This window comes from Rhodopseudomonas infernalis (assembly GCF_022271405.1).
Classification (GTDB): domain Bacteria; phylum Pseudomonadota; class Alphaproteobacteria; order Rhizobiales; family Xanthobacteraceae; genus Rhodopseudomonas; species Rhodopseudomonas infernalis.
This window is the reverse complement of sequence record NZ_JAJNAL010000014.1, coordinates 26,459-49,261: the sequence shown is the minus strand read 5'-3', so window position 1 is coordinate 49,261 and position 22,803 is coordinate 26,459. Positions and strand designations below refer to the sequence as shown.

The window sequence follows — 22,803 nt, the reverse complement described above, 5'->3', positions numbered from 1 at the left end:
ATCTGTTCTTGGAGTGGCGCGACCTTCGCCGATGATCCGGCAGGCCACATTGCGTTAGATCAAGCCAATAATACCGTAATACTCCGGAGCCGGGAGAGTAGACTGACCAGTCGCCTTGCAGGTCTCGATAGTGTCGGCAGGAATGATCGGGACGTCGGCGGAGACCCTACGCGCGCCCGACATTTGCGCGGGATATGGCCGCGCGGGCTGGTTCGGCGGTCCGGCTGTAGGGGCTGGCCCGGCCGCTGCCGGTCTGCATCGCGGGCTTCAGCTCTTCCAGGAAGATCGGCTTGGAGAAGTAATAGCCCTGCGCATAGCGAATCTTGGTGGCGCTCTGCAGATAAGCGAGCTCCTCGAACGTCTCGAGGCCTTCGGCGATCACCGTCATGCCGAGCGCTTCGCCCAGCGATTCGATCGCCTTGAGGATGCCCTGGCTGCGCGGCCGTTTGTGGATGTCGGTGATGAACGAGCGGTCGATCTTGATCTCGTCGGCGGTGATATCGGCGAGCGCCGACAGCGACGAGTAGCCGATACCGAAATCGTCGATCGAGATGCCGACGCCGATCCGCCGCAGCAGCGGCAGGATCTCGCTCTGGAAGTGACTTTTGGCGACGAACGCGTCCTCCGTCACCTCGACGACGAAGCGTGCCGGAAACCCGGTCGCGACGAGCGCGGCGCAGAACGATCGCATGAAGACGGCATTGCCGGCCTGCTTGGCGGCGACATTGATGCTGATGCTCACGCCGGCCCCGAAGGTGTCGTCGATGAGGTCGATCGATCTGGTGATCTCGGCGAGCACCAGATGGGTCAGATCGTCGATCAGCCCGAGCTCGACGGCGAGATCGACGAAAGTCCCCGGAGCCTGGATGACGCCGTTGTCGTCGCGCAAGCGGACCAGCGCTTCGATGCCTTTGATATCGCGGGTGCGGATGTCGACCTTGGGCTGAAACGCGCAGCAGAACCGTTTGTCGAGGATCGCCTGACGCAGCGACTGCTCGATCGCCATCCGCTCAAGCGCCTCGCGTTCCATTGCGACGTCGAACATCGCCGCGGCGCCCTTGGTGGCGCTCTTGACCTGGTACATGGCGATATCGGCATTCTGGCGCAGCGCATCGAAACTGCGGCCGTGCTCGGGGTAGAGGCTGACGCCGGTGGAGGCCGAGGCGAACACTTCTGTGCCGTCGATAAAGAACGGCGCCCGCAGCCGCTGCAGCAGGAATTCGATGTAGTCGACGACTTCGTCGCGGCTCTGGATCGGGTTGAGCAGCAGCAGGAATTCGTCGCCGCTGATGCGCGACAGCATGTCGGTTTCGCGCAGCTCCAGCCCCAGCCGCTTGGCGACGCCGACCAGCAGCGCATCGCCGACCGCATGGCCGTAGTAGTCGTTGATGTGTTTGAAATTGTCGATGTCGAGGAAGGCCAACGCGAAGCGATTGGCGGGACCGTCGTCGCGCAGCAGCGTGTCGGCGCGGTGTTCGATCACGCTGCGGTTCGGCAGTCCGGTGAGTTCGTCGAAGTAAGCGCGCCGGAACAGCCGGTGTTCGGTCGCCTTCTGCTCGGTGATGTCGGAAGCGCTCGACAGCACCAACCGACGTCCGCCGAGCTCGATCGGTCGTTGTGCCGTGAGATAAGTCCGGGCCGAGGCGCCGGCGCCGATCTGCTCTTCGATGATGGCGGGGGCACCCGCGGTGAGCAGCGCCGGCGCTTCGAGACCCCGGGGCGCGGGGGCGGAATTCGCCTGCGCCGACGCGAGGGCCATCCGCGCTGCGGCGGCATCGTTGACAATCAGAAAATCGCCGCTCTCGTCCTGCACCGTGACGCCGGAGGGCAGCGCGCGAATGACAGCCTGGAGCAGCTCAGGGTCGACGGCGCGCGATGCCACGCGAACGCGGTCGCCGGCCGCGTCTGGGACGGAGCCGATTTCGTCGATCGAGTGCGAAAGGGGAGAGGTCGCTGCGCTGCACATCGCGGCGGACAATGGCAAGCTTGGTTGTAATATTAGTTAAGTCACACCTTGAAAACATGCCGCGAATTTGCGGGGCTTTCGATTTGGATTGCGGCAGCGTGATTTGTCATTAACAGAAGATCAACGATCGATTTGGTGCGGCGGCGACGACCGCATCGTAACAGGGAGGCGGCGATGGGACGGCTGAACGGCAAGGTGGCGGTAATCACGGGGGCAACCAGCGGCATCGGCCTGCGAACCGCCGAAGTGTTCGTCGCGGAAGGCGCCAAGGTGGTGATCGCCGGGCGGCGGGTGGCCGAGGGTGAGGCACTGGCGGCGCAGCTCGGCGACGCCTGCATCTTCCGGCAGACCGACGTCACCCAGGAAGAGCAGATGAAGGCGCTGATCGATGAGGCGGTGGGCAGCTTCGGGCGGATCGACTGCCTGTTCAACAATGCCGGCGGGCCGGCGCAGACCGGCGGCGTCGAGGGCCTGGAGGTCGACCGGTTCGACGCCGCGATGGCCACGCTGCTGCGCAGCGTCATGCTCGGCATGAAGCACGCCGCGCCGCACATGAAGAAGCAGGGCTCCGGCAGCATCATCAACAACGGCAGCATCGCCGGCCGTCTCGCGGGCTTCTCGTCGTCGCTGGTGTACGGCGCCGCCAAGGCGGCGGTGATCCATTTCACCAAATGCGTGGCGATGGAGCTCGGCGAGTCCGGCGTCCGCGTCAACAGCATTTCGCCGGGTGCGATCGCCACCGGCATCTTCGGCAAGGCGCTCGGTCTCACCACCGAAGCCGCCGAAAAGACCTCGGCAACGATGCGCGAGATCTACAAGACCGCGCAGCCGATCCAGCGCGCCGGCATTCCGGAGGATATCGCGCAGGCCGCGGTGTTCCTCGCCAGCGACGAGTCGAGCTTTATCAATGGCCATGACCTGGTGATCGACGGCGGCATCACCGGCGGCCGCAACTGGACCCAGCAGCAGCAGGGCTTGGTCGGGCTCCGCAAGGCGTTCGATCACGGCGAGGGGTGACAGCCGTCATTGCGAGCGGAGCGAAGCAATCCAGGGCTCCGCGCACGGAGCTGGATTGCTTCGTCGCTGCGCTCCTCGCAATGACGGCCTAAATGCAGGCAATTACTTCACCGGCGCCACATTCACCCGCAGCCCGTCCTTCGGTTTCGGGATCGGCCACATCTGCCAGCTCGACGTGTAGTTCGGCGGAAGGCTGACGTTGACGTTCTGCAGCAGGTGCACGGCAAAGCACTTCGCCTGCATGTAGGCGAAGTGCAGGCCAAGGCACATATGGGCGCCGCCGCCGAACGGGATCCAGGCGAAGCGGTGGCGGCTGCGCTGGGCCTCGTCGGTGAAGCGCAGCGGATCGAACCGATCCGGATTGGGCCAGATCTCGGGCATGTGGTGGGTGTAGAGCGGGTTCACCGCCACCATGGTTCCGACCGGGATCGTGTAGCCCCGAAAGGTGAATTCGCGGGTGGCGCGACGCGGCAGCGACGGCACCGGCGGCCGCAGCCGCATTGCTTCCTTGAAGGCCATCTCGGTCAGCGGCAGCGCGTCGAGCTGCGCGAAGCTGATCGGCTCGCCGGGCTTCAGCCCGAGTGCGGCGACTTCCGCGCGGAGCTTCTGCTGCCATGGCGGATCAGCCGCCAACGCCGCGACGAATGAGGTCAGCGACGACGTCAGCGTGTCGTGCGCCGCCATCATCAGGAAGCTCATATGGTCGATGATGTCCTGCGTCGACAGCAGCGCGCCGTCCTCGTGGGTGGCGCGGCACAGCTGCGAGAACAGATCGTCGCCGCCCTTGGCGCGGCGCAGCGGGATCTGCTCGGCGAAGTAAGCGACGATACGTTTGCGGCCGCGGACCCCACGCGCCATTGCGGTGCCGGGCCACGGCTTGCGGATCGGCGCGACCGAAGCCGCCACCATGTCGACGAAGGCGGCGTTGATCTCCTCGGTCTCGGGGCCGATCCTGGTGCCGAGGAACGACGTCGCCGCGAGGTCCAGCGTGAGCTGCTTCATCGCCGGATAGCACCGCATCTCGCCGGGCGCGGCGCGCCACTGCGCGACGCGGCGCGCGATGCCGTCATTGAGATCGGCCAGATAGGACTGCATCGGCCCGGCCTTGAAGGCGACCGACAGCGCCCGCCGGTGTAGCCGGTGCTCGTCGAAATCGAGCAACATCAGGCCGCGGGGAAACAGCAGGTCGAGGATCGATCCCCAGCCGTGGGTCGAGGAGAACAGCTTGGTGTTGTCGAACAGCACGAACTCGTTGGCCTCGGGGCCGAGCAGCGTGATGCTGGTCTCGCCGAGCACCCGGCTGCGGTACACCGGACCGTAGGTGCGGGCCATCATCTCGACCTGACCCTTCGGGTCGGCGAGCACCTCGAGGGTGCGGCCGATCACCGGCCAGCCTTCGTCGCCGGGAATATGGGCCAGCGCGCTGCGCTTCGGCCGCGTCGGCCGGGCGACGAGCGATGAGTCCGCAACCTGGATCGACATGATGTCCTCCGCGTTTCCTGCAGCCTGCGCGGAGGTTGTGCTCCGTCTTGCGGCTTTGTTGCATTTGAAAATAGGAGGCGTGTGATCGGCTTGGCAAGCGCTAACTCGGCGCGCGGCCGGCTACGAAGCCGCCGGCTGCGGGCGAACGGCCGTTTGTTCCGGAGGCGTCAGAATCGTCATCGGCGCCGCCACGCCGCGCAGCGGATGCTCGCCGAGCGGTTCCAGCGGTAAACTGATGTAGCGAGCGGCTGCGGCAGTGATGAGGATATTGCGGCCGAGGGTCTTCTGCAGCGCTTCCACACGACTGGCTTCGTTGACGGCCGGTCCGATCACGGTGAAGTCGAGCCGATTGGGCGCGCCGATATTGCCGAAGAACACTTCGCCCTCGTGCAGCGCGATGCCGGCGCGCAGCGGCCGCCAGCCTTCGACTTCGGCGAGGCCGGCTGGCGGCTCGGTGTTGAGCCGCGCCAGCCCGGCCTGCGCGGCTTGTGCGGCCGCGAGTGCAGCATTGCCGGCAGCGCAGCCGTCGTCGCCGAGCGGAAACACCGCCAGCAGGCCGTCGCCGATGAACTTCAGCACCTCGCCGCCCTGCGCCAGCACGGCGCCGACGAACACTTCGAAATACGCGTTGAGCACCGTGATGGTGTCCCAGCCGCTGAGCCGGTCGGACAGATCGGTGAAGCCGCGCATGTCCGAGACCCAGATGATGGCGCGGATCGGCTCGCCGCTGCCGCGTTTGATGTCGCCGTTCAGCACCTTGGTGGCGGCGACCGGGCCGAGATATGCGCCGAGCGCGTTGGTGGAGATCCGCACCGCGATGTGGCGTTCGACATGCAGCGTAAGCAGCACCAGCACGCGCTTGATCTCGGCCAACTGATCGTCGCTGAAGCCGCCCGGGCGTATCGTCGACAGGGTGACGGCGTGGCGGAAACCTTCGCCGCCCAGCGGCAGCGCCAGGTATTCGGTGTAACCGCCCGCCGCGAGGTCGCGCATGATCGGGAATTCGGCCTGGGCCGCCGGGTCCTGCGGATTGCGGCGGATCGCGCTGCCCTGATCGAAGATCCGGCGCAGCGGGTTGAGCTTGAAGGCGTCGGTGTCGGCGGTCGATTGCTGAACCTGGACTTCGTCGCAGAGCCCGTCCGAGGAGCGCCAGTTCCAGGCGAAGCCGAGCAGTTGCGGATGCAGCGTGCCGATATGCAGCGTGGCGCGATCGATCGGCAGGCCCGCGGCGTTCATCCGCCACATCAGCGCTTCGAAGGTCAGCAGCAGCTCGCGCTCGCCCGCAGCCTCGAGCAGCAGCCAGCGCTGCAACTCCTCGATCGTCGAGGTGGCGGGCACGCAGCTGCGGCCGCGCTGGCTGCGCTGGATGACGGTCACGCCCGCCGGATAGACCCGGACGGCGTCGCGGGGCGCGGCCGGGTCGATGGCGGCTTCCGAATTGGCGGGATTGGTCACTGCGACAATCTGCCCGTTCGGTGTCGGCACGGCAAGCCGCGACGCGCAGCCGCACGAGCCGATCTTGTTCGGAAGCAAAGAGTTACCCATCTCACGGATGCGTTATCCGCCCTTCGGGATCGGAACGCAGGAGGAGATCATGAGCTACTTCAAAACTGCGATGCTGCTCGCCGGGATGACCGCGCTGTTCATGGGCGTCGGCTACCTGATCGGCGGCGCCAACGGCGCCCTGATCGCGCTGGTCGTCGCGGCGGCGATGAACATCTTCACGTACTGGAATTCCGACCGGATGGTGCTGTCGATGTACGGCGCCCAGGAGGTCGACGCGCGCACCGCGCCGGACCTCCACCGCATGGTGGCGGACCTGGCTGGCCATGCCGGTCTGCCGATGCCGCGGGTGTACATCATGGACAACCCGCAGCCGAACGCGTTCGCGACCGGCCGCAATCCGGAGAACGCCGCGGTGGCGGTGACGACCGGCCTGATGGGCCAGCTCAGCCGCGAGGAACTCGCCGGCGTGGTGGCGCACGAGCTCGCACATATCAAGCATCACGATACGCTGCTGATGACCGTCACGGCGACGTTCGCCGGTGCGATCTCGATGATCGCGCAGTTCGGCATGTTCTTCGGCGGCAACCGCAACAACGGCCCGGGCGTGATCGGCTCGCTGGCGCTGATGATCCTGGCGCCGCTCGGCGCCATGCTGGTGCAGATGGCGATCAGCCGGACCCGCGAATACGCCGCCGACGAGATGGGCGCGCGGATTTGCGGCCAGCCGATGTGGCTCGCCTCGGCGCTGCGCCGGATCGAGGCCGCGGCGCATCAGGTGCCGAATGTCGACGCCGAGCGGGCGCCGGCGACCGCCCATATGTTCATTATCAACCCGCTGTCGGGGCAGGGCATGGACAATCTGTTCGCCACCCATCCGTCGACCGACAACCGCGTCGCCGCACTGCAGCGGCTTGCCGGCGAGATCGGTGGCGGTGGCGCTTATCCGACCGCGCCGCCCGCGCGCGGTTCGGCAGCCGGCCCGTGGAGTGGCCAGCCCCGCGGCACGTCGCGTAGTCCCTGGAGCGGCGGCGCGTCGCGGGGCCCGTGGGGTTAGGCTCCCCGTGATGCCGAAATGCTGAATGTCGAAGGCCCCAGTTCGCCGGGGCCTTTCTTTTTGGGGCACCGACCCCACCCCATCATTTGCGAGCGAAGCGAAGCAATCCAGAGGCGCCGTGCACGGGGCTGGATTGCTTCGTCGCTTCGCTCCTCGCAATGACTCTGAGGTTGGTGGTCGTGTTGGCGCCGCTGGCCGGCACATCGCGCTGATGCGCTGGATGAGGCGCGCGCCTTGGTCCCATCGTAGGGATGTCTGGCTGGGCCTGGCTGCGTTAGCCTGCCCGCGCTGCGCGTCGGGGGATCGCGCGGCCGGATCGGCTGGCGCCGCCGCCTGACGCCTGTGCGTCATTTCCCTTGAATTAAACGATCGGTTGGTGAATTTTACCAACCGCAGCGAAACCGGGCCGTCCAAGTGCCCGGGTCGCGCTCGGGGGAGGACGCGTGGACGCCACGATATTCCTGTTTCTTTTGCAGGACGGCATCATCAACGGTGCCGTCTATGCGCTCGTCGCCATCGCGCTGGTGCTGGTGTTCGCGGTCACGCGCGTCATCCTGGTGCCGCAGGGCGAATTCGTCGCGTTCACGGCGCTGACCATTGCGGCGCTGGAGAACGGCGTGGCGCCGGCGACGCCGTGGCTGTTGCTGGCGCTCGGCTGCCTCGCCGCGGCGTCCGAGCTGATCCGGCATTTCCGCGATCTGACACTGCGGCGCGTCGCCTTCATCGTGCTGTTCGATCTGGCGCTGCCGGTCGCGCTGCTGCTGCTGACGCGCGCGGTGGCGCCGATGAAGATCGGGCAGGTCGGCAGCATCCTGCTGGCGATCGCGCTGATCACCCCGATGGGGCCGATGCTGTACCGCATCGCGTTCGAGCCGATTGCCCATGCCAGCGTGCTGGTGCTGCTGATGGCCTCGTTCGGCGTGCATTTCTCGCTGATGGGGCTCGGGCTGTTGTTCTTCGGCCCGGAAGGCACCGGCACCACGCCGCTGTCGTCGCAAACCTTCTCGCTGGGCGAATTGCTGATTACCGGGCAGAGCGTCGCGGTGCTGGTCGTCACCGCCGTGCTGCTGGGACTGTTCGCGTTGTTCTTCGGCCGAACGCTGCTCGGCAAGGCGCTGAAGGCGTGCTCGTCGAACCGCACCGGCGCGCGGCTGGTCGGCATCCCGATCTCAGCCGCGGGGCAGATCGCGTTTGCGCTGGCCGCGCTGATCGGCGCGGTGTCGGGCGCGCTGGTCGGGCCGCTGATGACGGTGGCATATGACTCCGGCTTCCTGATCGGCCTGAAGGCGTTCGTCGCCGCCATCCTCGGCGGGCTGGTGAGCTATCCGCTCACCGTGCTGGCGGCGCTCACGGTCGGCTTTGCCGAAGCGCTGTTTTCGTTCTGGGCCAGCAATTTCAAGGAAGTGCTGGTGTTCACGCTGATCATCCCGGTGCTCGCCTGGCGCTCGATCGTGGCGCCCCATGCCGAGGAATCGGAATGAAGCTGCGCGCACCGAAGCTGATCCCCACGGCGATCGCCGCCGCGATCCTGATCCTCCCCTTCACCGGCCTGATGCCGGATTACTGGATCACGCTGTTCAACTATATCGGGATCTCGAGTCTCGTTGCGATCGGCCTGGTGCTGCTCACCGGCGTCGGCGGCATGACGTCGTTCGGCCAGGCCGCCTTCGTCGGCTTCGGCGCCTACACCACCGGCGTACTGACGGTGTACTGGGGCATCTCGCCGTGGCTGACGCTGCCGGCCGCGATCTTCGTCACCATGGTGGCGGCGCTGCTGGTCGGCGCCATTACGGTGCGGCTCAGCGGTCACTATCTGCCGCTCGGCACCATCGCCTGGGGCATCGCGTTCTATTATCTGTTCGGCAATCTGAGCTGGCTCGGCGCCCATGACGGACTGCCGGGCATTCCGGCGCTGAAGATCGGCGACTACGCGCTGATCGCGCCGCGCGATTACTTCGTGGTGGTGTGGATCGCGGTGGTGCTGGCGGTGATCGCCACGCAGAACCTGCTCGGCGGCCGCGTCGGCCGCGCAATTCGGGCGCTGCGGCGGAGCACCCGCGCCGCCGAGGCGTTCGGCGTCAACACCGCCGGCGCCAAGCTGATGGTGTTCGTCTATGCGGCGATGCTGGCGGGTCTCGCCGGCTGGCTGTACGCGCATTTCCAACGCTCGGTGTCGCCGGGGCCGTTCGGCATCACCGCCGGCACCGAATATCTGCTGATGGCCGTGCTCGGTGGCGCAGGGCGGGTCTATGGCGCCATCCTCGGTGCCGCGGGCATCACCTTCCTGCGCGATCAGTTGCAGGACTGGCTGCCCCGGCTGCTCGGCCACACCGGCAATTTCGAGATCATCGCGTTCGGCGCCGTGCTGGTGCTGCTACTGCAGACCGCGCCGGGCGGGCTGTGGCCGATCCTGTTCGGGGCGCCGCCGGCACCGAAAGTCCCGCCTCCGCCCGACGGCGATCGCCTGCCGGCGCGCACGCTGCCTGCGCCCGGCACCAAGCTGCTGCAGGCCGATCAGGCGCGCAAGAGTTTCGGCGGTCTGGTCGCCGTCAACGATGTCGGCTTCGAGGTCGAGAGCGGTCGCATCATCGGGCTGATCGGCCCGAACGGCGCCGGCAAGAGCACCACCTTCAACCTGATCACCGGCGTGCTGCCGCTGACTTCGGGCAAGATCGCGTTCGAAGGCCACCCGCTCGCCGCGCAGACGCCGCAGCGCGCCGCGCGGCTCGGGCTCGGCCGCACCTTCCAGCATGTCGAGATCGTGGCCGACATGAGCGTGGTCGAAAACGTCGCGCTCGGCGCGCATCTGCGCGGCCAGGCCGGCGTGCTGCGGGCGATCTTCCGGCTCGACCGCGCCGAGGAGGCACAGCTCCTCGACAGCGCCCGGCGTGCGCTTGCCCGCGTCGGCCTCGCCGAGGTGGCGGACGAGCCCGCCGGCACGTTGGCGCTCGGGCAGCTGCGGCTGATCGAAGTTGCCCGCGCCCTGTGCCTGGAGCCGATGCTGCTGCTGCTCGACGAGCCGGCCGCGGGTCTGCGTGTCGGCGAGAAGAAGGCGCTCGCCAAGCTGCTGCGCGAGGTGCGGGCCGAGGGCATGAGCGTGCTGCTGGTCGAGCACGATATGGATTTCGTGATGAGCCTTGCCGATCGCCTCGTGGTGCTCGACTTCGGCACCAAGATCGCCGAGGGCGCGCCGGCTGCGATCCGGCAGGATCCGGCGGTGCTCGAAGCCTATCTCGGAGGCGTGTCGTGACCGCGCTTCTGGAAGTGCAGAATGTCAGCGTCGCCTATGGCCGCGCCGAGGTGGTGCACGACGTCTCGCTCAAGGTCGAGCAGGGCGCGCTGGTGACGGTGATCGGTGCCAACGGCGCCGGCAAGACGACGCTGCTCAATGCCGTGATGGGACTGCTCAAGGCGCGCGGCCGGCTGGTGTTTCGCGGCGCCGAGATCAGCGCCGTGGCGCTGGAGTCGCGGGTCAAGGCTGGGCTTTGCCTCGTGCCCGAGCGGCGCGAGCTGTTCGCCGACATGGCGGTCGAGGACAATCTGCTGCTCGGCGGCTTCCGCCGCAGCCGCGCCGAGCGCAGCCAGACGATCGAAGAGATCTACGCGCGGCTGCCGCGGCTGAAAGAGCGGCGCGCACAGCTTGCCGGCACGCTCTCCGGCGGCGAGCGCCAGATGCTGGCGATGGGCCGAGCCTTGATGGCGCGGCCGACGCTGCTGATGCTGGACGAGCCGAGCCTCGGGCTGGCACCCCGGATCGTCCGCGACGTGTTCCACATTTTGACGGATCTGCGGAAGACCGGCGTGTCGATCCTGCTGGTCGAGCAGAATGCCCGTGCGGCGCTGGAAGTCGCCGACTATGCTTACGTGATGGAGCTGGGCGCGATCACCAAGCAGGGATCGCCCGCCGACATCGCCGCCGACCCGCGGCTGGTCGAAAGCTATCTCGGCCTCGGCGGCCATGATTACTAGAGCGCGATCCCGAAAAGTGGCTATCGGTTTTCGGACGAGGTCATGCTTCCAGGAAGACGCGTACGAACGATAACAAACGGAGGAGGACGTCCATGCAACAGACCAAGACAATGATCGTCGCGGTGGCGGCAATGCTGGCCGGTGTCAGTGCCGCGTCGGCCGACATCAAGATCGGCATCACCATGAGTGCGTCCGGCCCCGGCGCCGCGCTCGGCCAGCCGCAATCGAAGACGGTGGCGGCGCTGCCCAAGGAAATCGGCGGCGAAAAGATCACCTACTTCGCGCTCGACGACGAATCCGATCCGACCAAGGCGGCGCAGAACGCACGCAAGCTTCTGGCGGATGAAAAGGTCGACGTGCTGATCGGCTCGTCGCTGACTCCGGTCACGCTGCCGCTGATCGACATCGCGGCAGAAGCCAAGACGCCGCTGATGACCATGGCGGCCGCCGCGATCCTGGTGGCGCCGATGGATGAGCGGCGCAAATGGGTCTACAAGGTGGTGCCGAACGACGACATCATGGCGGAGGCCATCGGCAAGTACATCGCCAAGACCGGCGCCAAGAAGGTCGGTTATATCGGCTTCTCGGATGCCTACGGTGAGGGCTACTACAAGGTGCTGGCCGCCGCCGCGCCGAAGCTCGGCTTCGAGCTGACGACGCACGAGGTCTACGCCCGCAGCGACGCCAGCGTGACCGGCCAGATTCTGAAGATCATCGCCAGCAAGCCGGACGCGGTGTTCATCGCCGCGGCCGGCACGCCGGCGGTGCTGCCGCAGAAGGCGCTGCGCGAACGCGGCTTCAAGGGGCCGATCTATCAGACCCATGGCGTCGCCACCGAGGAGTTCATCAAGCTCGGCGGCAAGGACGTCGATGGCGCGATCTTCGCCGGCGAGGCATTCTCGGGCGCCGAGGACATGCCGGCCGACAGTCCGTTCCGTAAGGTCAAGGCACGCTTCGTCGACGCCTACAAGGCCGCCAATGGCGGCGCGTCGCCGACCATCTTCGGCGTGCATCTGTGGGATTCGATGACGTTGGTCGAAAACGCGATTCCGGCCGCTCTCAAGGTCGCCAAGCCCGGCACGCCGGAATTCCGCGCCGCGATCCGCGATCAGATCGAAAAGTCGAAGGATCTGGCGCTCAACAACGGCCTGTCGAACATGACGCCCGACAACCACAACGGCTACGACGAACGCTCCGCCTTCCTGATCGAAATTCGCGACGGCGCGTTCAGGCTGAAAAAGTAACCACTCCTCGTCATTCCGGGGCGCTCGCGCAAGGGAGCGAACCCGGAATCTGACGCGGCAGAACATGTCGGGATTCCGGGTTCGCGCTACGCGCGCCCCGGAATGACTGTGTCGGCGATTTGTAGGGTGGGCTGAGCGCAGCGAAGCCCACGCGGACCTCCACCACAAACGTGCCGCGTGGGCACGGCGCTCCGCGCCTTTGCCCACCCTACGTTGACCTTGCGACGCGGCTACGCCGGCACGCTTTCGGCCAGATAGCCGATCGCCGCGTCGACGCCGCCTTTGCCGTGGGGGATGTTCAGCGCGGTCAGCGCCATTTCGATGACGCCGAGCGTGCCGAGCACCATCGGGGCGTTGATGTGGCCCATATGGGCGATGCGGAAGGCGCGGTTCTGCAGGTCGCCGATGCCGACGCCGAGCACGACGCCGCACTTCTCCTTGCAGTAGCGATGCAACGCCAGCAGGTCGTGACCATCGGCGGCCCGCACGGTAGTCACGGTGTCGGCGCGCTCGCGCGGGTCGGCGATGTTGAAGCTGAACACCTGGCCCTCGCTCCAGGTCGACACCGCGCGGCGGACCGCTTCGGCGAGCAGCCGGTGGCGCATGAAGGTCGCATCCAGTCCTTCGGCGAACAGGATGTCGAGCGCCTTGCGCAGCGCGAACAGTAAATGGATCGGCGCCGTGCCGGCATATTTCTGGTAGTGCTCCGGGCCGTCGCGATTGGTCCAATCCCAATACGGCGTGCGCAGATCGGCGTGCTGATGCGCCGCGCGGGCACGGTCGCCGACCGCGACGAAGCCGAGGCCGGGCGGCGCCATCAGGCCCTTCTGCGAACCGGCCATCGCGACGTCGATGCCCCAGGCATCCATCTCGAACGGCATGCAGCCGAGCGACGCGACGGTGTCGACCATGAACAGTGCCGGGTGCCCGGCGGCCTTGATGGCGCGGCCGATCGCCTCGAGATCGTTGTAGGCGCTCGACGCCGTATCGACCTGCACCACCACGATCGCCTTGATGCTGTGGTCCTTGTCGCGGCGCAGCCGCTCCTCGACCTCGGCGGGCCGCACCGCACGCCGCCAGTCGCCCGGCAGCACCTCGACCTCGCAGCCCATCGCCTGCGCGGCGTTGCCCCAGCCGAGCGCGAAGCGGCCGCTTTCCAGCACCAGCACCTTGTCGCCGCGCGACAGCACGTTGCTGATCACCGCTTCCCATGCGCCGTGGCCGTTGGCGATGTAGATGTAGGACTTGCCCTGCGTGGCGAACAGCCGGCTGAGGTCGCTCAGCAGACCCTCGCTCAGCTCGATCATCTCGTTCGAGTAGATGTCGAGCGCCGGGCGGTGCATCGCCTGCAGCACTTCGTCCGGCATGGTGGTGGGGCCGGGGATCGCGAGGAATTCCCGGCCGGATCTGACGGCCATGATGCAGCAGTCCCTGTGATGTGAAGAGCGCCGCGACCATGCCGCCGTGCCGGGTTGAATTCAAGGTGCGGGCGCAATCGCTTCGGCGATGGTCCGGAAGAGTTGGTCCTTGATGATGGTGGCGAGCGGGCTCGGCAGGATCGCGGCCGGTGCGTCGCGTTTCTGGCCGTTCTCGACGAGGCGGAGAATCCAGACTTCGCCGTCGGTGTAATAGCGGTCGCCCTCGCCGTTGCGGCCGGCGATGGTCGGGCCGATGCCGGTGACCTGATAGCGCGCCTCGACCATGCCGGCGGCCTCGAGATCGGCCGCGAAACGCTCACGCTCGGCGTCGATGTCCGGATCGATGTGATGCGTGACCGCGCCCGTATAGTGGCTGAGGCCGACGCCACGATCGAAGGTGGCGTCGCCAAGCCAAACCGGGCGTCCCTCCGCGCCGCTGTCCAGCACCTTCCACAGCCGAACGTGATGACGCCGGTCGGCGCTGCGGCCGTCGGGCTTTTCGAAAGCCAGATCTTCGCGGCGGCCGAGATAATACAGGTTCGACACCGGCGCGTTGCGATACGGCCGGTCGAGCAGCACGCTGCCGGCGATCTCGATCGAGGAGCGCAGCGTGATCGGATCGGCCGGCGCCCAGCCCGCCGCCAGCATCGCGCGCAGCACGTCGGTCTGATTGCCGATCAGCCCGACATTGATCGGGTCACCCGGAATGCCTTGTGCCGTGCTGGTCGCCATCGGCAGTTCGGCGAGCCCGCGCTGATGGTCGTAATGCGTCCAGAACAGCGGCAGCGCCAAATAGGCGGCGAGCGCATAGACCGTGACGAACAGCGCGGTGACCAAACCGGCGCGTCGCAGCCGGGGATGGTGTTTATGTCGAGGTTGCTCGGTGGCAGCGCTCACGCTCACGACCCTTGGTGGCAGGTCACGCTAGCGCCGTGTCTCCCGGCAGCCGGCCGCTTCGGCGTCCTCGACCGAGCAGAACCAGCGCGTGCCCTTGCTGATTTTCATCTGGATCTTCGCATACCAGCGGCTGGTGGGCTTGTGATAGATGCATTCGCCCGCGGTGTTGACGTTGCCCTTGATGGTGCAGTCGGGCGACGGCGCGACCGGACCGGACGCCGAGGCCAGCAGAATGCGGCGGGCGTTCTTCGGCGGCCGGGTGGCGCCGAGGATCACCGTCTTGCTGTTGCGCACCCGCCAGTCCCGCGGCGCGATGAAGGCGCCCTGCCACAGGCCGACACGCGCGGCCCGTGCGGCCTTTTCGTCGGCATCGTAGGCGTGGGAATAGCGCGTGTAGGACAGCGCCCATCCGTTCTTCACCATCCATTGCTGGATGTCCTCACCGTCGACCATGCACTTGGCGACCGACACCTTCTTCTCGGTGCGCAGAACGCTGCAGGTCCAGTTCTTGTTGCCGACATGCGCGGCCAGCGCGTCGCGGGCGGCTACGCCGCAGGTCCAGCGATCGCCTTTCGGGCCGAGGCAGAGCTGATCGAGCGAGGGCGCATCCATGCCGGCGAGCCGGATGCGGTTGGCGCCGATGGTGATCTGGTCGCCGTTGCGCAGCTTCGGGACACCGCTGATATCGGCGGCCTGCGCCGCGACCGGCAGCAGCAGCGCGCACGCCATCAGCAGCACAAATCTTTTCACCATGCGTTTGCCATCCCGATTGAAGCCGCGGTGCCGTTCGCGGTCGTGCCCAATGCCGCAGCACCAAGGTGCGCCATTGTGATGTTTATTTGACGGGCCGGCCAGACTGACGCCGGGCGCGGCTGCTTCAACTTCGTGCGAGCCGCGTTCATCGGCGCGGCATGGTCAGCAGGTTCATCCGCGGCGCTGACCCTGCAAGATGGCTTGCCGCGCCAGCCCGAGCCCCATCAGCACGAACGCCGATGTGACCTCGGGGCCGCCGACCAGGATCCGCGTCGGCGTCTTCATCTTGTTCCATTCGTAGGCCCGGAACGGCGCACCGCCACGGCCTTCGCCGAGATGATTCAGGATGCAGTGCAGTGCCGGCGTAAAGTGGGCGAGGTCGCCGCCGAGATGCCCGAGCGCGATCAGCGCCAGCGCGGCGTCGAACACGTTCATTTCCCGGGCTATCATTTCCTCCTGCACATAGGTCAGCACCCGCTCGCGGATGAATTCGAACGCGCCGTCCGGGTCGATGGCGCGCCGCGCGGTCTCGTCAAGAGCCCGGAACGCCGCGAAGCAACGTCCGAAATACGCGCAATACAGTTCGGGCAGATAATAGATGTGCGACCTCGGATCGGCGAACGCGCCGCTTGCGACCAGCCGCTGGTGGAAGCCGACGATGCGCCGGACCGTCTCGAGCCGCGCAGGGGTCTCGATGATCTTCCAGCGCGCGCAATTGCGGAAGCTGACTTCGAGCACGTCGAGGTTCAGCGTCGGATCGAGGTCGTTGCCGAACGGACGCTCGCCGGTCGGGCCATCGATCCAGGTGACGATGCCGCCGTCGTAGTCGATGTTGTCGTTGAGCGGCACGGTGACCAGCGGCGCGTTGGCGCCGGCACGCACCTGATGCGACGCGTAGAAATCGATCAGCGGCTGATCGAGGATCGGGTCGGTCGAATTGGCCTGCGTTGCCGCCGAGATCGCGCAGGCGGTGGTGTCGCAGTCGGGGACGTAGACGCCGAAGCCGAGGTCCTGCTTGATATGGGTGAAGAACCGGCTGAAGCGCGGGTGCGGTGGCGGCGCGAGCGCAGTGATCACGTCGAACGCTTCGCCGTCGACCGAGCGGACTCGCTCGCGGCTGGTCTTGATGCAGAACTCGGTCATGTCGGCGATGATGCGCCGTGCGGTGCGGACGTCTTCGGGTGAGCCGAGGCCGCTGTCGATGAAGCTGAGCAGCGCCTCGATGTAGAACGCGTCGTAATAGGCCGAGCGATGCCTGATCTGCACCGGCGCCCACATCGGCTCGGCGATGCCACGCCACGGCGGATTGATCAGGCCGGCGGCCGGCGAGCGGGCGATGAACACCCGCGCCAGATTGAACAGCAGCGTCGAGTTCTTGTAGCTGCGGGCATTCAACCCGGTCAGCGCCGCCAGAAAGGCGCGGCTGTCGAAATCGGGATCGCCGATCAGGTTGAACGCCGCATAAGCGGGGATGAAGCCGCTGCGCTGCCACGAGCGCAGCAGATGGTCACCGGCGGCGCGGATCGCGCTCTCGATGTCGGCTACCCGCGGCATCTGAGTAGGGAGCGCGACCGGCCGCGGCTGTGGATGCTGCAACTGGACGCTGTCGAGCAGTTCGGCGATCGGCCGGCCGATCGCCGGCCAGTCCGGATCGGTCGCGTCGCGGGCGGCGATCAAGGCGTCGCGGACGGCGCGGAACCGGACCGGATCCTGCAGCTCGGGCAGTCCGGCCCTGCGCAGCAGCGGCCGCAGCGCGGGGTTTCCGAGCGCGGTCTTGTAGAATTTGGAAATATGCGAGTCGCCGCGCTTGCGACCGAGGAACACCGGATCGCACAGGTCGTACAGCGAGGGGGCCTGCTTGCGGGCGGTCAGCGCGCGAACCGCCGCGCCGGCCATCATCAGCATATCCATGAGCTCTTTCCGCAGCAGTTCCGGAAGCCGTCAAGTCATTGATAAGTCGCATGCTCCGGCCGGATTGACAAATCCCGCAGCGCCGCAGCCGGGCCGCGGCGAAGCTGCAGCGCACCCCCGGTGTGCGGCCAATAAAATGCGGCCGTCCGAAGGTGGTTCAAAGATCTGGTTCGGCGAACCAAGTCACGCAGCGTAATATTGAACGATCAACTGTGATCCGGGGCAAGCAAAGCCTTAGTCTAGGCAGGCGGCAACGATCAGGCTATACGGTGCCGGCGATTGCTGGCCTGCCCGCAGGGGCCTGGATGGTAATCCTTTGTTATGTTGCGGCGCCGCAAATTGAGCGCAATTCGACCGCACGAGATTGGCTCATCCTTCGCCAACGCATGTCACCGCGCCTTTCCGGTTGCGCGGACAAGGACCGATTGCTGATGATGTTTCGCGTACCCCGCCTGTCGCGCCGCTCAATAACGGCGATGGCTGCTCTGGCCGCCATGGTTGGCGCCGTTTCGGTGGCGATTGGCGCACACGCTGCGCTGAACAAGCGCGGCGTTGAAGCGCTGCGCGGCAAGGACACGTCTCAGGTCAGTGCCTCTCAGGCCAGTGTGGCGACGCCATCGACCTCGCGCTTCGCGCTGGTCATTGGCAACGGCCGTTATCCGGATGCGTCGCAGCCGCTGCTGCAGCCGATCAATGACGCGCGGGCGCTCAGCGCCGCGCTGCGCCGCGAGGGATTCGATGTCGATATGGTCGAGGACGCCCGCCGCGCCGACATCGTGCAGGCGGTCGAGCGGCTGAAGGGCCGGGTCACCAAGGACTCGACCGTGATGCTGTTCTTCGGTGGCTATGGCATCCAGTCCGGTCGTGAGAGTTACATGATACCGGTCGATGCGCAGATCTGGAACGAAGCCGATGTTCGCCGCGCCGGCGTCAGCATCGAGCAGGTGCTGGGGGAGATCCGGGACCGCGGCGTTCACGCCAAGCTGGCGATCATCGACGCATCCCGCCGCAACCCTTATGAGCGCCGCTTCCGCGCCTATTCGCACGGCCTCGCCCCGATCAATGCCCCCGCCAATGCGCTGGTGCTGTCGTCGGCGACGCCCGGCAAGGTTGCCGAGGACAGCGACGGCGACAACAGCGTGCTGGTCAGCGCGCTGCTCGGATCGATCTCGTCGCGTATCGTCAGCGCCGATGCGGCGTTTGCCAAAGCGCGCCTCGCGGTGACGCGGGCGACCGGCGGCGCCCAGGTGCCATCGGTATCGTCGTCGCTGGTCGACGACGTCAAGCTGTCGCCGGTCACCGCCGACGCTTCCGCCACCACCGGCGGTTAGTTCAGCTTTCGAACGATCAACTCGTACAAAAGGACCCGGGGCGGCATCGCCTCGGGTCCTTTTGTTTGTGGCGCGCTGCTGCGCTCAGTTGGACTGCAGCACGAAGCGGCGATTGTCCTTCTGAGCCGGACGCGCGTTCATCGGATACAGCTTGGCGAAGGCCGCGATGTCGTCTTCGGACACGGTGATCGGATTGGCCAGCACCATCCAGTCGACCACCTCCGAGCAAGGCGGCGTGGTCAGCGAACCTTCGTACCGATAGTAGGCGCGCTTTTCGGGCAGCAGCGTGGTCGGGTCGATCGCGGCGTCCGCCTTGATGGCCGGGCCTTCGCTCTGCGGCATGGTGGCGACGATCTTGGCAAAGGTCGGGTTGGCCTTGCCGGCCTGCATCAACACACCGAGCACACCGAGCGTGCCGGAGTCGGTGCGGTGCACGAAGTGGATTTCCATCGGAAAGTTCTTCCCGTCGATCAGATGCTCGCTGGGATGATGGAAGTGAAACTGCACCAGCTTGAAGCTGACGCTGCCGAGCTTCAGCCGGCTGTCGTCGGCAACGTTGACCTGAATGGTGTGGCCATTGTTGACGATGGTATCGACCTTGCCGGTCCACTCGATCTCGATCGGATACAGGTTGGCGCCGACGGTGGTGCCGATGTCGATCGGCGACTGCTGCACGCCCAAGCTGCAGATCTGATTGGCGGAGTCGAGTTCGCCCCACTTCGTCGGGCCGACATCTCCTTCATACCCCCAATGATGGGCGGTTTCGGCGGCAACGCCGGCGGAGGCGCAGAGTGGACAAAGGGCGAGGCCGGCGAAGGCCTTCAAGATAGCGCGACGATCCATGATGTGATGCTCCCAGCAATCGGGAACTCAACTATCCCCGCCGGCCGGGATTTGTGAAGTCAGGAGAATTGCTATAGCGGCCCTCATTACTGGCTGGCCCAAACGATACGGGCGATCCATTCGACCTCGGCCGGGGCGAAGGTCCGGTCGGGGTGGCTGGGATTGAGCGAGGACAGCTCGACGATCTTGGTGGTCCGCCGCTTCAGCTCCTTGACCATCACTTCGCCTGCGGTCGTCTTCACCACGACACGGTCGCCGCGCCGGATCGCGGTGCCCGGCGACACTACGATGATGTCCCCGTCGCGATACGCAGGCTTCATCGACTCGCCTGAAATCTCCAGCGCGTAGGCGTGTTCGTCATTGATCGACGGCAGGCCGATCTCGTCCCAGCCCTTGCCGGCCGGGAAGCCGCCATCGTCGAAGAAGCCGCCGGCGCCGGCCTGGGCGAGGCCGAGCAGCGGCACCGACTGCACGACACGCGGCCGGTCCGTGATCAGCTGCACAAAGGTGTCGATCGCCGTGTTGGTCGCCGACAGCGCCTTGGCGACCGATTCGGTCGAGGGCCAGCGCTCGCGACCGTCATTGGTGATCCGCTTCGATTTGTTGAAGGTGGTCGGATCGAGCCCCGATTTCTTGGCGAGGCCAGAGGGTGAAAGGCCCGAGCGCTCGGCCAGACGGTCGAGCGCGGTCCAGATCTGGTCGTGCGTCAGCATGTGCATCGCGGCCATCCCCCATGTAGGCCCGGAGCAGCCGGGCGTCCTAAAAAAACGACTTGACAAGTAGGAATTATTACCTCAGCGCGAGGCGTTCCGCAATCCCGTCGCGTGACAAAAACGCGGCGCTTGCAGTGCACCGAGGCCGTCGATACGGTCGACCCCGAGCCCGGATGATGTCCAGGCAACCGAACGCGTCACGGTCCTGCCTCCCGGGCCAGGTGACGCGCTGTCAGGACGTGCGCAAGGTCTTGTTTTCGCGGATGTTATTCGGTTGCCCGGCATACTGACGGGATGCACGACCGATCTGCCCGACCTGCCGCAAATGGGAATCCGCGCCGTTGCGCACAATCTACAAAATATGTGATGCGCCGGCATGGCGCATGGCCGAACAGGCCGGCACCTATCGCGGCAGCGCCGACGATAGCCGGGACGGCTTCATTCATTTCTCCACCGCGGAGCAAGTGTCCGGGACGCTTGCCAAGCATTATGCCGGCCAGACCGGGCTCAAGCTGATCGCCGTCGACGCCGACGCGCTCGGGCCGGCGCTGCGCTTGGAGCCGTCACGCGGCGGCGCGCTGTTTCCGCATCTCTACGGCGAACTGCCGCTTGGCGCCGTCATCTCTGTGCAGGAGATCCCCAGCCGCGGCGATGGCGGCCACGACGTTCCGGAGCTTGTGCCGTGATCCGCGCCTTCGACGCCCTCTCACTGCCGCTGCTACGCCTGTTCGACGCCGAGGACGCGCACCGGCTGGCGATCCAGGGGCTGAAGCTGCTGCCGCAGGTCAAGCCGCGGCCGGACGATCCGAAGCTGGCGGTGCGGGCGTTCGGGCTGAACTTTCCCAATCCTGTCGGCATCGCGGCCGGCTTCGACAAGAACGCCGAGGCGCCGGATGCACTGATGCGGCTCGGCTTCGGCTTCGTCGAAATCGGCACCGTGACGCCGAAGCCGCAGGCCGGCAATCCGCGGCCGCGGCTGTTTCGGCTGGAGCGCGACGAGGCGGTGATCAACCGCATGGGCTTCAACAACAACGGCAGCGAAGCCGTGCTGCGGCGACTCGCGGCGCGGGCCCAGCAGGGCGGCATCCTCGGCGTCAATGTCGGAGCCAATAGGGAAAGCACCGACCGCGTCGCCGACTATGTCGCGCTGATCGAGACCTTCGCGCCGGTCGCCAGCTACTTCACCGTCAATGTGTCCTCGCCGAATACGCCGGGCCTGCGCAATCTGCAGCAGGCTGCCGCGCTCGACGATCTGCTGGCGCGGGTAATCGAGGCGCGCGAGCGGGTGCGGGCCAGCGCCGGCGACACCCCGGTGCTGCTGAAGATCGCGCCGGATCTGACGCTCGGCGAACTCGACGACGTCGTCCACATCGCCCGGTCGCGCCGGGTCGACGGCATGATCGTCGCCAACACCACGCTGGCGCGCTCGCCGCTGCTCCGCGAGCGCAGCAAGCTGAACGAGCAGGGCGGCCTGAGCGGCCGGCCGCTGTTCCGACTGTCGACCCGGATGGTGGCGGAGACCTATGTGCGGGCCGAAGGGGCATTCCCGCTGATCGGCGTCGGCGGCATCGATTCCGGCGGCGCGGCGCTGACCAAGATCCGCGCCGGCGCCAGCCTGGTGCAGCTCTATTCGGCGCTGATCTACAAGGGCCTCGGCCTGGTCGAGAGTATCAAGTCCGACCTTGCCTCGACGCTACTCCGCACCGGCCGCGACTCGCTGGCCGAAATCGTCGGTGCCGACGCGCCGACGATTACTGCCGAAGAGTGGCCGGTGTAGCGCCGGCCACAGGCGCGTCATTCCGGGGCGCGCGCAAAGCGCGCGAACCCGGAATCCCGACAAGCTGGAAAAGAATACACCAACCTCGAGGTTCCGGGTTCACGAGCTGACGCTCGTGCCCCGGAACGACGTGCTTGGGGCGGGCCAACCTGGGGCGGGCGCTGCGAACTACAATTCCACGATCAGTCCGTCGCTCGCCGCCATATGGGTGATGCTGTCGAGCTTGTGCAGCACCTCGTCGCCCATGTGGGTGAGGACCAGCCGCTTCGGGTTGATTTGCGGCAGGTGGCTTTCGAGCAGCTTCAAGCTGAGGTGATTCTTCACCGTGCGGTCGTAGGTGTAGGCCTCGCAGACGAACAGGTCGGCGTCGTGCGCCGCATCGACCAGCGTCGGCGTCCACTGCGTGTCGCCGCTATAGGCCAGCGTGCGGCCCTCGGCCTCGATCCTGTAGGCATAGAACGGTCCGCCGGAATCGCCGTGAACGACCGGAAACGGCGTCGCCGTCACCGCGCCGAAGCTACGCGCGACCGCCGGGTCGAGCGCGACGATCTGCAGATCGAAGCTCGGCTTGCTGGCCGAAGAATGCTCGAACAGCGCTTCCATCACCCGCGTCAGCCGGATGTCGATCCCGGTCGGCCCGGCGATCACCAGCGGACGCTTGCGCTTGGTGAACTGCGCCTCGAGCAGCAGGAACGGCAGCCCGCCGAAATGATCGCCGTGAAAGTGGGTAATCAGCACCAGATCCAGCGCGTCCCGCGAGATGCCGTAGCGCTTCAGCGCCGGCAGCGAGGTGGCTCCGCAGTCGATCAAGAAGTTGGCGGTCTGGCCGGAGACGTGAAAGCAGGTGTTGAGGCGGCCGCCGGAGCCGAACGCGTCGCCGCAGCCGACAAATCGCAGTTGCATCGCTGATCCCCCGGCCGGC

19 protein-coding genes are annotated in these 22,803 nt (G+C 66.6%); 9 read left to right on the top strand and 10 right to left on the bottom strand.

Annotated features, from left to right (window positions below; all coding sequences use genetic code 11):
• Positions 1-166: 166 nt before the first annotated feature.
• Positions 167-1,966 (bottom strand): putative bifunctional diguanylate cyclase/phosphodiesterase, encoded by a 1,800-nt coding sequence (locus LPW26_RS11835; protein WP_238735386.1) that lies wholly within the window; start codon positions 1,964-1,966, stop codon positions 167-169.
• A 174-nt stretch (positions 1,967-2,140) separates the two neighbouring features.
• On the opposite strand from LPW26_RS11835, the gene LPW26_RS11830 reads away from it, so the two are divergent.
• Positions 2,141-2,983: an SDR family NAD(P)-dependent oxidoreductase gene (locus tag LPW26_RS11830; RefSeq protein WP_238735384.1), complete on the top strand. Its 843-nt coding sequence runs from the start codon at positions 2,141-2,143 to the stop codon at positions 2,981-2,983.
• Between the two features lie 102 nt (positions 2,984-3,085).
• Here the strand turns inward: LPW26_RS11830 and LPW26_RS11825 are convergent, their stop codons facing one another.
• Together LPW26_RS11825 and LPW26_RS11820 are read right to left on the bottom strand one after the other, a co-directional pair.
• Positions 3,086-4,465, bottom strand: coding sequence for a cytochrome P450 (locus tag LPW26_RS11825; protein WP_238735383.1), 1,380 nt, complete (start codon positions 4,463-4,465; stop codon positions 3,086-3,088).
• Between the two features lie 120 nt (positions 4,466-4,585).
• Positions 4,586-6,010: an adenylate/guanylate cyclase domain-containing protein gene (locus LPW26_RS11820; RefSeq protein WP_238735382.1), complete on the bottom strand. Its 1,425-nt coding sequence runs from the start codon at positions 6,008-6,010 to the stop codon at positions 4,586-4,588.
• 49 nt (positions 6,011-6,059) lie between these two features.
• Between LPW26_RS11820 and htpX the strand changes: the two genes are divergently transcribed.
• The 5 genes from htpX to LPW26_RS11795 all read left to right on the top strand — a co-directional run bounded on the left by htpX (position 6,060) and on the right by LPW26_RS11795 (position 12,238).
• Positions 6,060-7,025, top strand: a complete 966-nt coding sequence (gene htpX, locus LPW26_RS11815) for a zinc metalloprotease HtpX (RefSeq protein ID WP_238735381.1) — start codon at positions 6,060-6,062, stop codon at positions 7,023-7,025.
• Between the two features lie 443 nt (positions 7,026-7,468).
• A complete protein-coding gene (locus LPW26_RS11810) occupies positions 7,469-8,506 on the top strand; it encodes a branched-chain amino acid ABC transporter permease (RefSeq protein WP_238735380.1) in 1,038 nt (345 codons plus the stop codon).
• On the top strand, positions 8,503-10,275 hold the full coding sequence (locus LPW26_RS11805; protein ID WP_238735378.1) for a branched-chain amino acid ABC transporter ATP-binding protein/permease: 1,773 nt from the start codon (positions 8,503-8,505) through the stop codon (positions 10,273-10,275). The genes LPW26_RS11810 and LPW26_RS11805 overlap by 4 nt, the downstream gene beginning before the upstream one ends.
• Positions 10,272-10,994 carry an ABC transporter ATP-binding protein gene (locus LPW26_RS11800; RefSeq protein ID WP_238735376.1) on the top strand — a complete coding sequence of 241 codons (723 nt, stop codon included), beginning with the start codon at positions 10,272-10,274 and terminating at the stop codon, positions 10,992-10,994. The genes LPW26_RS11805 and LPW26_RS11800 overlap by 4 nt, the downstream gene beginning before the upstream one ends.
• 92 nt (positions 10,995-11,086) lie before the next feature.
• On the top strand, positions 11,087-12,238 hold the full coding sequence (locus LPW26_RS11795) for an ABC transporter substrate-binding protein (RefSeq protein WP_238735374.1): 1,152 nt from the start codon (positions 11,087-11,089) through the stop codon (positions 12,236-12,238).
• A 230-nt stretch (positions 12,239-12,468) separates the two neighbouring features.
• Here LPW26_RS11795 and LPW26_RS11790 read toward each other — a convergent pair whose 3' ends face one another.
• From LPW26_RS11790 to LPW26_RS11775, 4 genes are all read right to left on the bottom strand, one after another.
• Positions 12,469-13,656, bottom strand: coding sequence for a pyridoxal-phosphate-dependent aminotransferase family protein (locus LPW26_RS11790; protein ID WP_238735372.1), 1,188 nt, complete (start codon positions 13,654-13,656; stop codon positions 12,469-12,471).
• Between the two features lie 60 nt (positions 13,657-13,716).
• Positions 13,717-14,559, bottom strand: a complete 843-nt coding sequence (locus LPW26_RS11785; protein WP_406677437.1) for an LssY C-terminal domain-containing protein — start codon at positions 14,557-14,559, stop codon at positions 13,717-13,719.
• A 21-nt stretch (positions 14,560-14,580) separates the two neighbouring features.
• A complete protein-coding gene (locus tag LPW26_RS11780) occupies positions 14,581-15,306 on the bottom strand; it encodes a thermonuclease family protein (protein ID WP_238735368.1) in 726 nt (241 codons plus the stop codon).
• Positions 15,307-15,477: 171 nt separating this feature from the next.
• Positions 15,478-17,217 carry a hypothetical protein gene (locus LPW26_RS11775; RefSeq protein WP_238735366.1) on the bottom strand — a complete coding sequence of 580 codons (1,740 nt, stop codon included), beginning with the start codon at positions 17,215-17,217 and terminating at the stop codon, positions 15,478-15,480.
• Between the two features lie 431 nt (positions 17,218-17,648).
• On the opposite strand from LPW26_RS11775, the gene LPW26_RS11770 reads away from it, so the two are divergent.
• A complete protein-coding gene (locus tag LPW26_RS11770; protein ID WP_238735492.1) occupies positions 17,649-18,548 on the top strand; it encodes a caspase family protein in 900 nt (299 codons plus the stop codon).
• Between the two features lie 84 nt (positions 18,549-18,632).
• On the opposite strand, the gene LPW26_RS11765 is transcribed toward LPW26_RS11770, so the two are convergent.
• Entirely contained in the window at positions 18,633-19,391 is a 759-nt protein-coding gene (locus LPW26_RS11765; protein WP_238735364.1) for a carbonic anhydrase, read from the bottom strand.
• Between the two features lie 86 nt (positions 19,392-19,477).
• Positions 19,478-20,104: a S24 family peptidase gene (locus LPW26_RS11760; protein ID WP_238735490.1), complete on the bottom strand. Its 627-nt coding sequence runs from the start codon at positions 20,102-20,104 to the stop codon at positions 19,478-19,480.
• A 341-nt stretch (positions 20,105-20,445) separates the two neighbouring features.
• On the opposite strand from LPW26_RS11760, the gene LPW26_RS11755 reads away from it, so the two are divergent.
• Together LPW26_RS11755 and LPW26_RS11750 are read left to right on the top strand one after the other, a co-directional pair.
• The gene (locus LPW26_RS11755; protein WP_238735362.1) at positions 20,446-20,790 is read left to right on the top strand and encodes a DUF952 domain-containing protein; all 345 of its coding nucleotides are present in this window, start codon (positions 20,446-20,448) and stop codon (positions 20,788-20,790) included.
• The gene (locus LPW26_RS11750) at positions 20,787-21,881 is read left to right on the top strand and encodes a quinone-dependent dihydroorotate dehydrogenase (RefSeq protein ID WP_238735360.1); all 1,095 of its coding nucleotides are present in this window, start codon (positions 20,787-20,789) and stop codon (positions 21,879-21,881) included. Before LPW26_RS11755 ends, LPW26_RS11750 begins: the two co-directional genes overlap by 4 nt.
• A 168-nt stretch (positions 21,882-22,049) precedes the next feature.
• Here the strand turns inward: LPW26_RS11750 and LPW26_RS11745 are convergent, their stop codons facing one another.
• Positions 22,050-22,784 (bottom strand): MBL fold metallo-hydrolase, encoded by a 735-nt coding sequence (locus tag LPW26_RS11745; protein ID WP_238735358.1) that lies wholly within the window; start codon positions 22,782-22,784, stop codon positions 22,050-22,052.
• Between the last annotated feature and the right edge of the window lie 19 nt (positions 22,785-22,803).

Coding starts and splice junctions, on each gene's coding strand:
- LPW26_RS11835 (WP_238735386.1), bottom strand. CDS start 1,966: ATGTGCAGCGCAGCGACCTCTCCCCTTTCGCACTCGATCGACGAAATC.
- LPW26_RS11830 (WP_238735384.1), top strand. CDS start 2,141: ATGGGACGGCTGAACGGCAAGGTGGCGGTAATCACGGGGGCAACCAGC.
- LPW26_RS11825 (WP_238735383.1), bottom strand. CDS start 4,465: ATGTCGATCCAGGTTGCGGACTCATCGCTCGTCGCCCGGCCGACGCGG.
- LPW26_RS11820 (WP_238735382.1), bottom strand. CDS start 6,010: ATGGGTAACTCTTTGCTTCCGAACAAGATCGGCTCGTGCGGCTGCGCG.
- htpX (WP_238735381.1), top strand. CDS start 6,060: ATGAGCTACTTCAAAACTGCGATGCTGCTCGCCGGGATGACCGCGCTG.
- LPW26_RS11805 (WP_238735378.1), top strand. CDS start 8,503: ATGAAGCTGCGCGCACCGAAGCTGATCCCCACGGCGATCGCCGCCGCG.
- LPW26_RS11795 (WP_238735374.1), top strand. CDS start 11,087: ATGCAACAGACCAAGACAATGATCGTCGCGGTGGCGGCAATGCTGGCC.
- LPW26_RS11790 (WP_238735372.1), bottom strand. CDS start 13,656: ATGGCCGTCAGATCCGGCCGGGAATTCCTCGCGATCCCCGGCCCCACC.
- LPW26_RS11780 (WP_238735368.1), bottom strand. CDS start 15,306: ATGGTGAAAAGATTTGTGCTGCTGATGGCGTGCGCGCTGCTGCTGCCG.
- LPW26_RS11775 (WP_238735366.1), bottom strand. CDS start 17,217: ATGGATATGCTGATGATGGCCGGCGCGGCGGTTCGCGCGCTGACCGCC.
- LPW26_RS11770 (WP_238735492.1), top strand. CDS start 17,649: ATGATGTTTCGCGTACCCCGCCTGTCGCGCCGCTCAATAACGGCGATG.
- LPW26_RS11765 (WP_238735364.1), bottom strand. CDS start 19,391: ATGGATCGTCGCGCTATCTTGAAGGCCTTCGCCGGCCTCGCCCTTTGT.
- LPW26_RS11760 (WP_238735490.1), bottom strand. CDS start 20,104: ATGCTGACGCACGACCAGATCTGGACCGCGCTCGACCGTCTGGCCGAG.
- LPW26_RS11745 (WP_238735358.1), bottom strand. CDS start 22,784: ATGCAACTGCGATTTGTCGGCTGCGGCGACGCGTTCGGCTCCGGCGGC.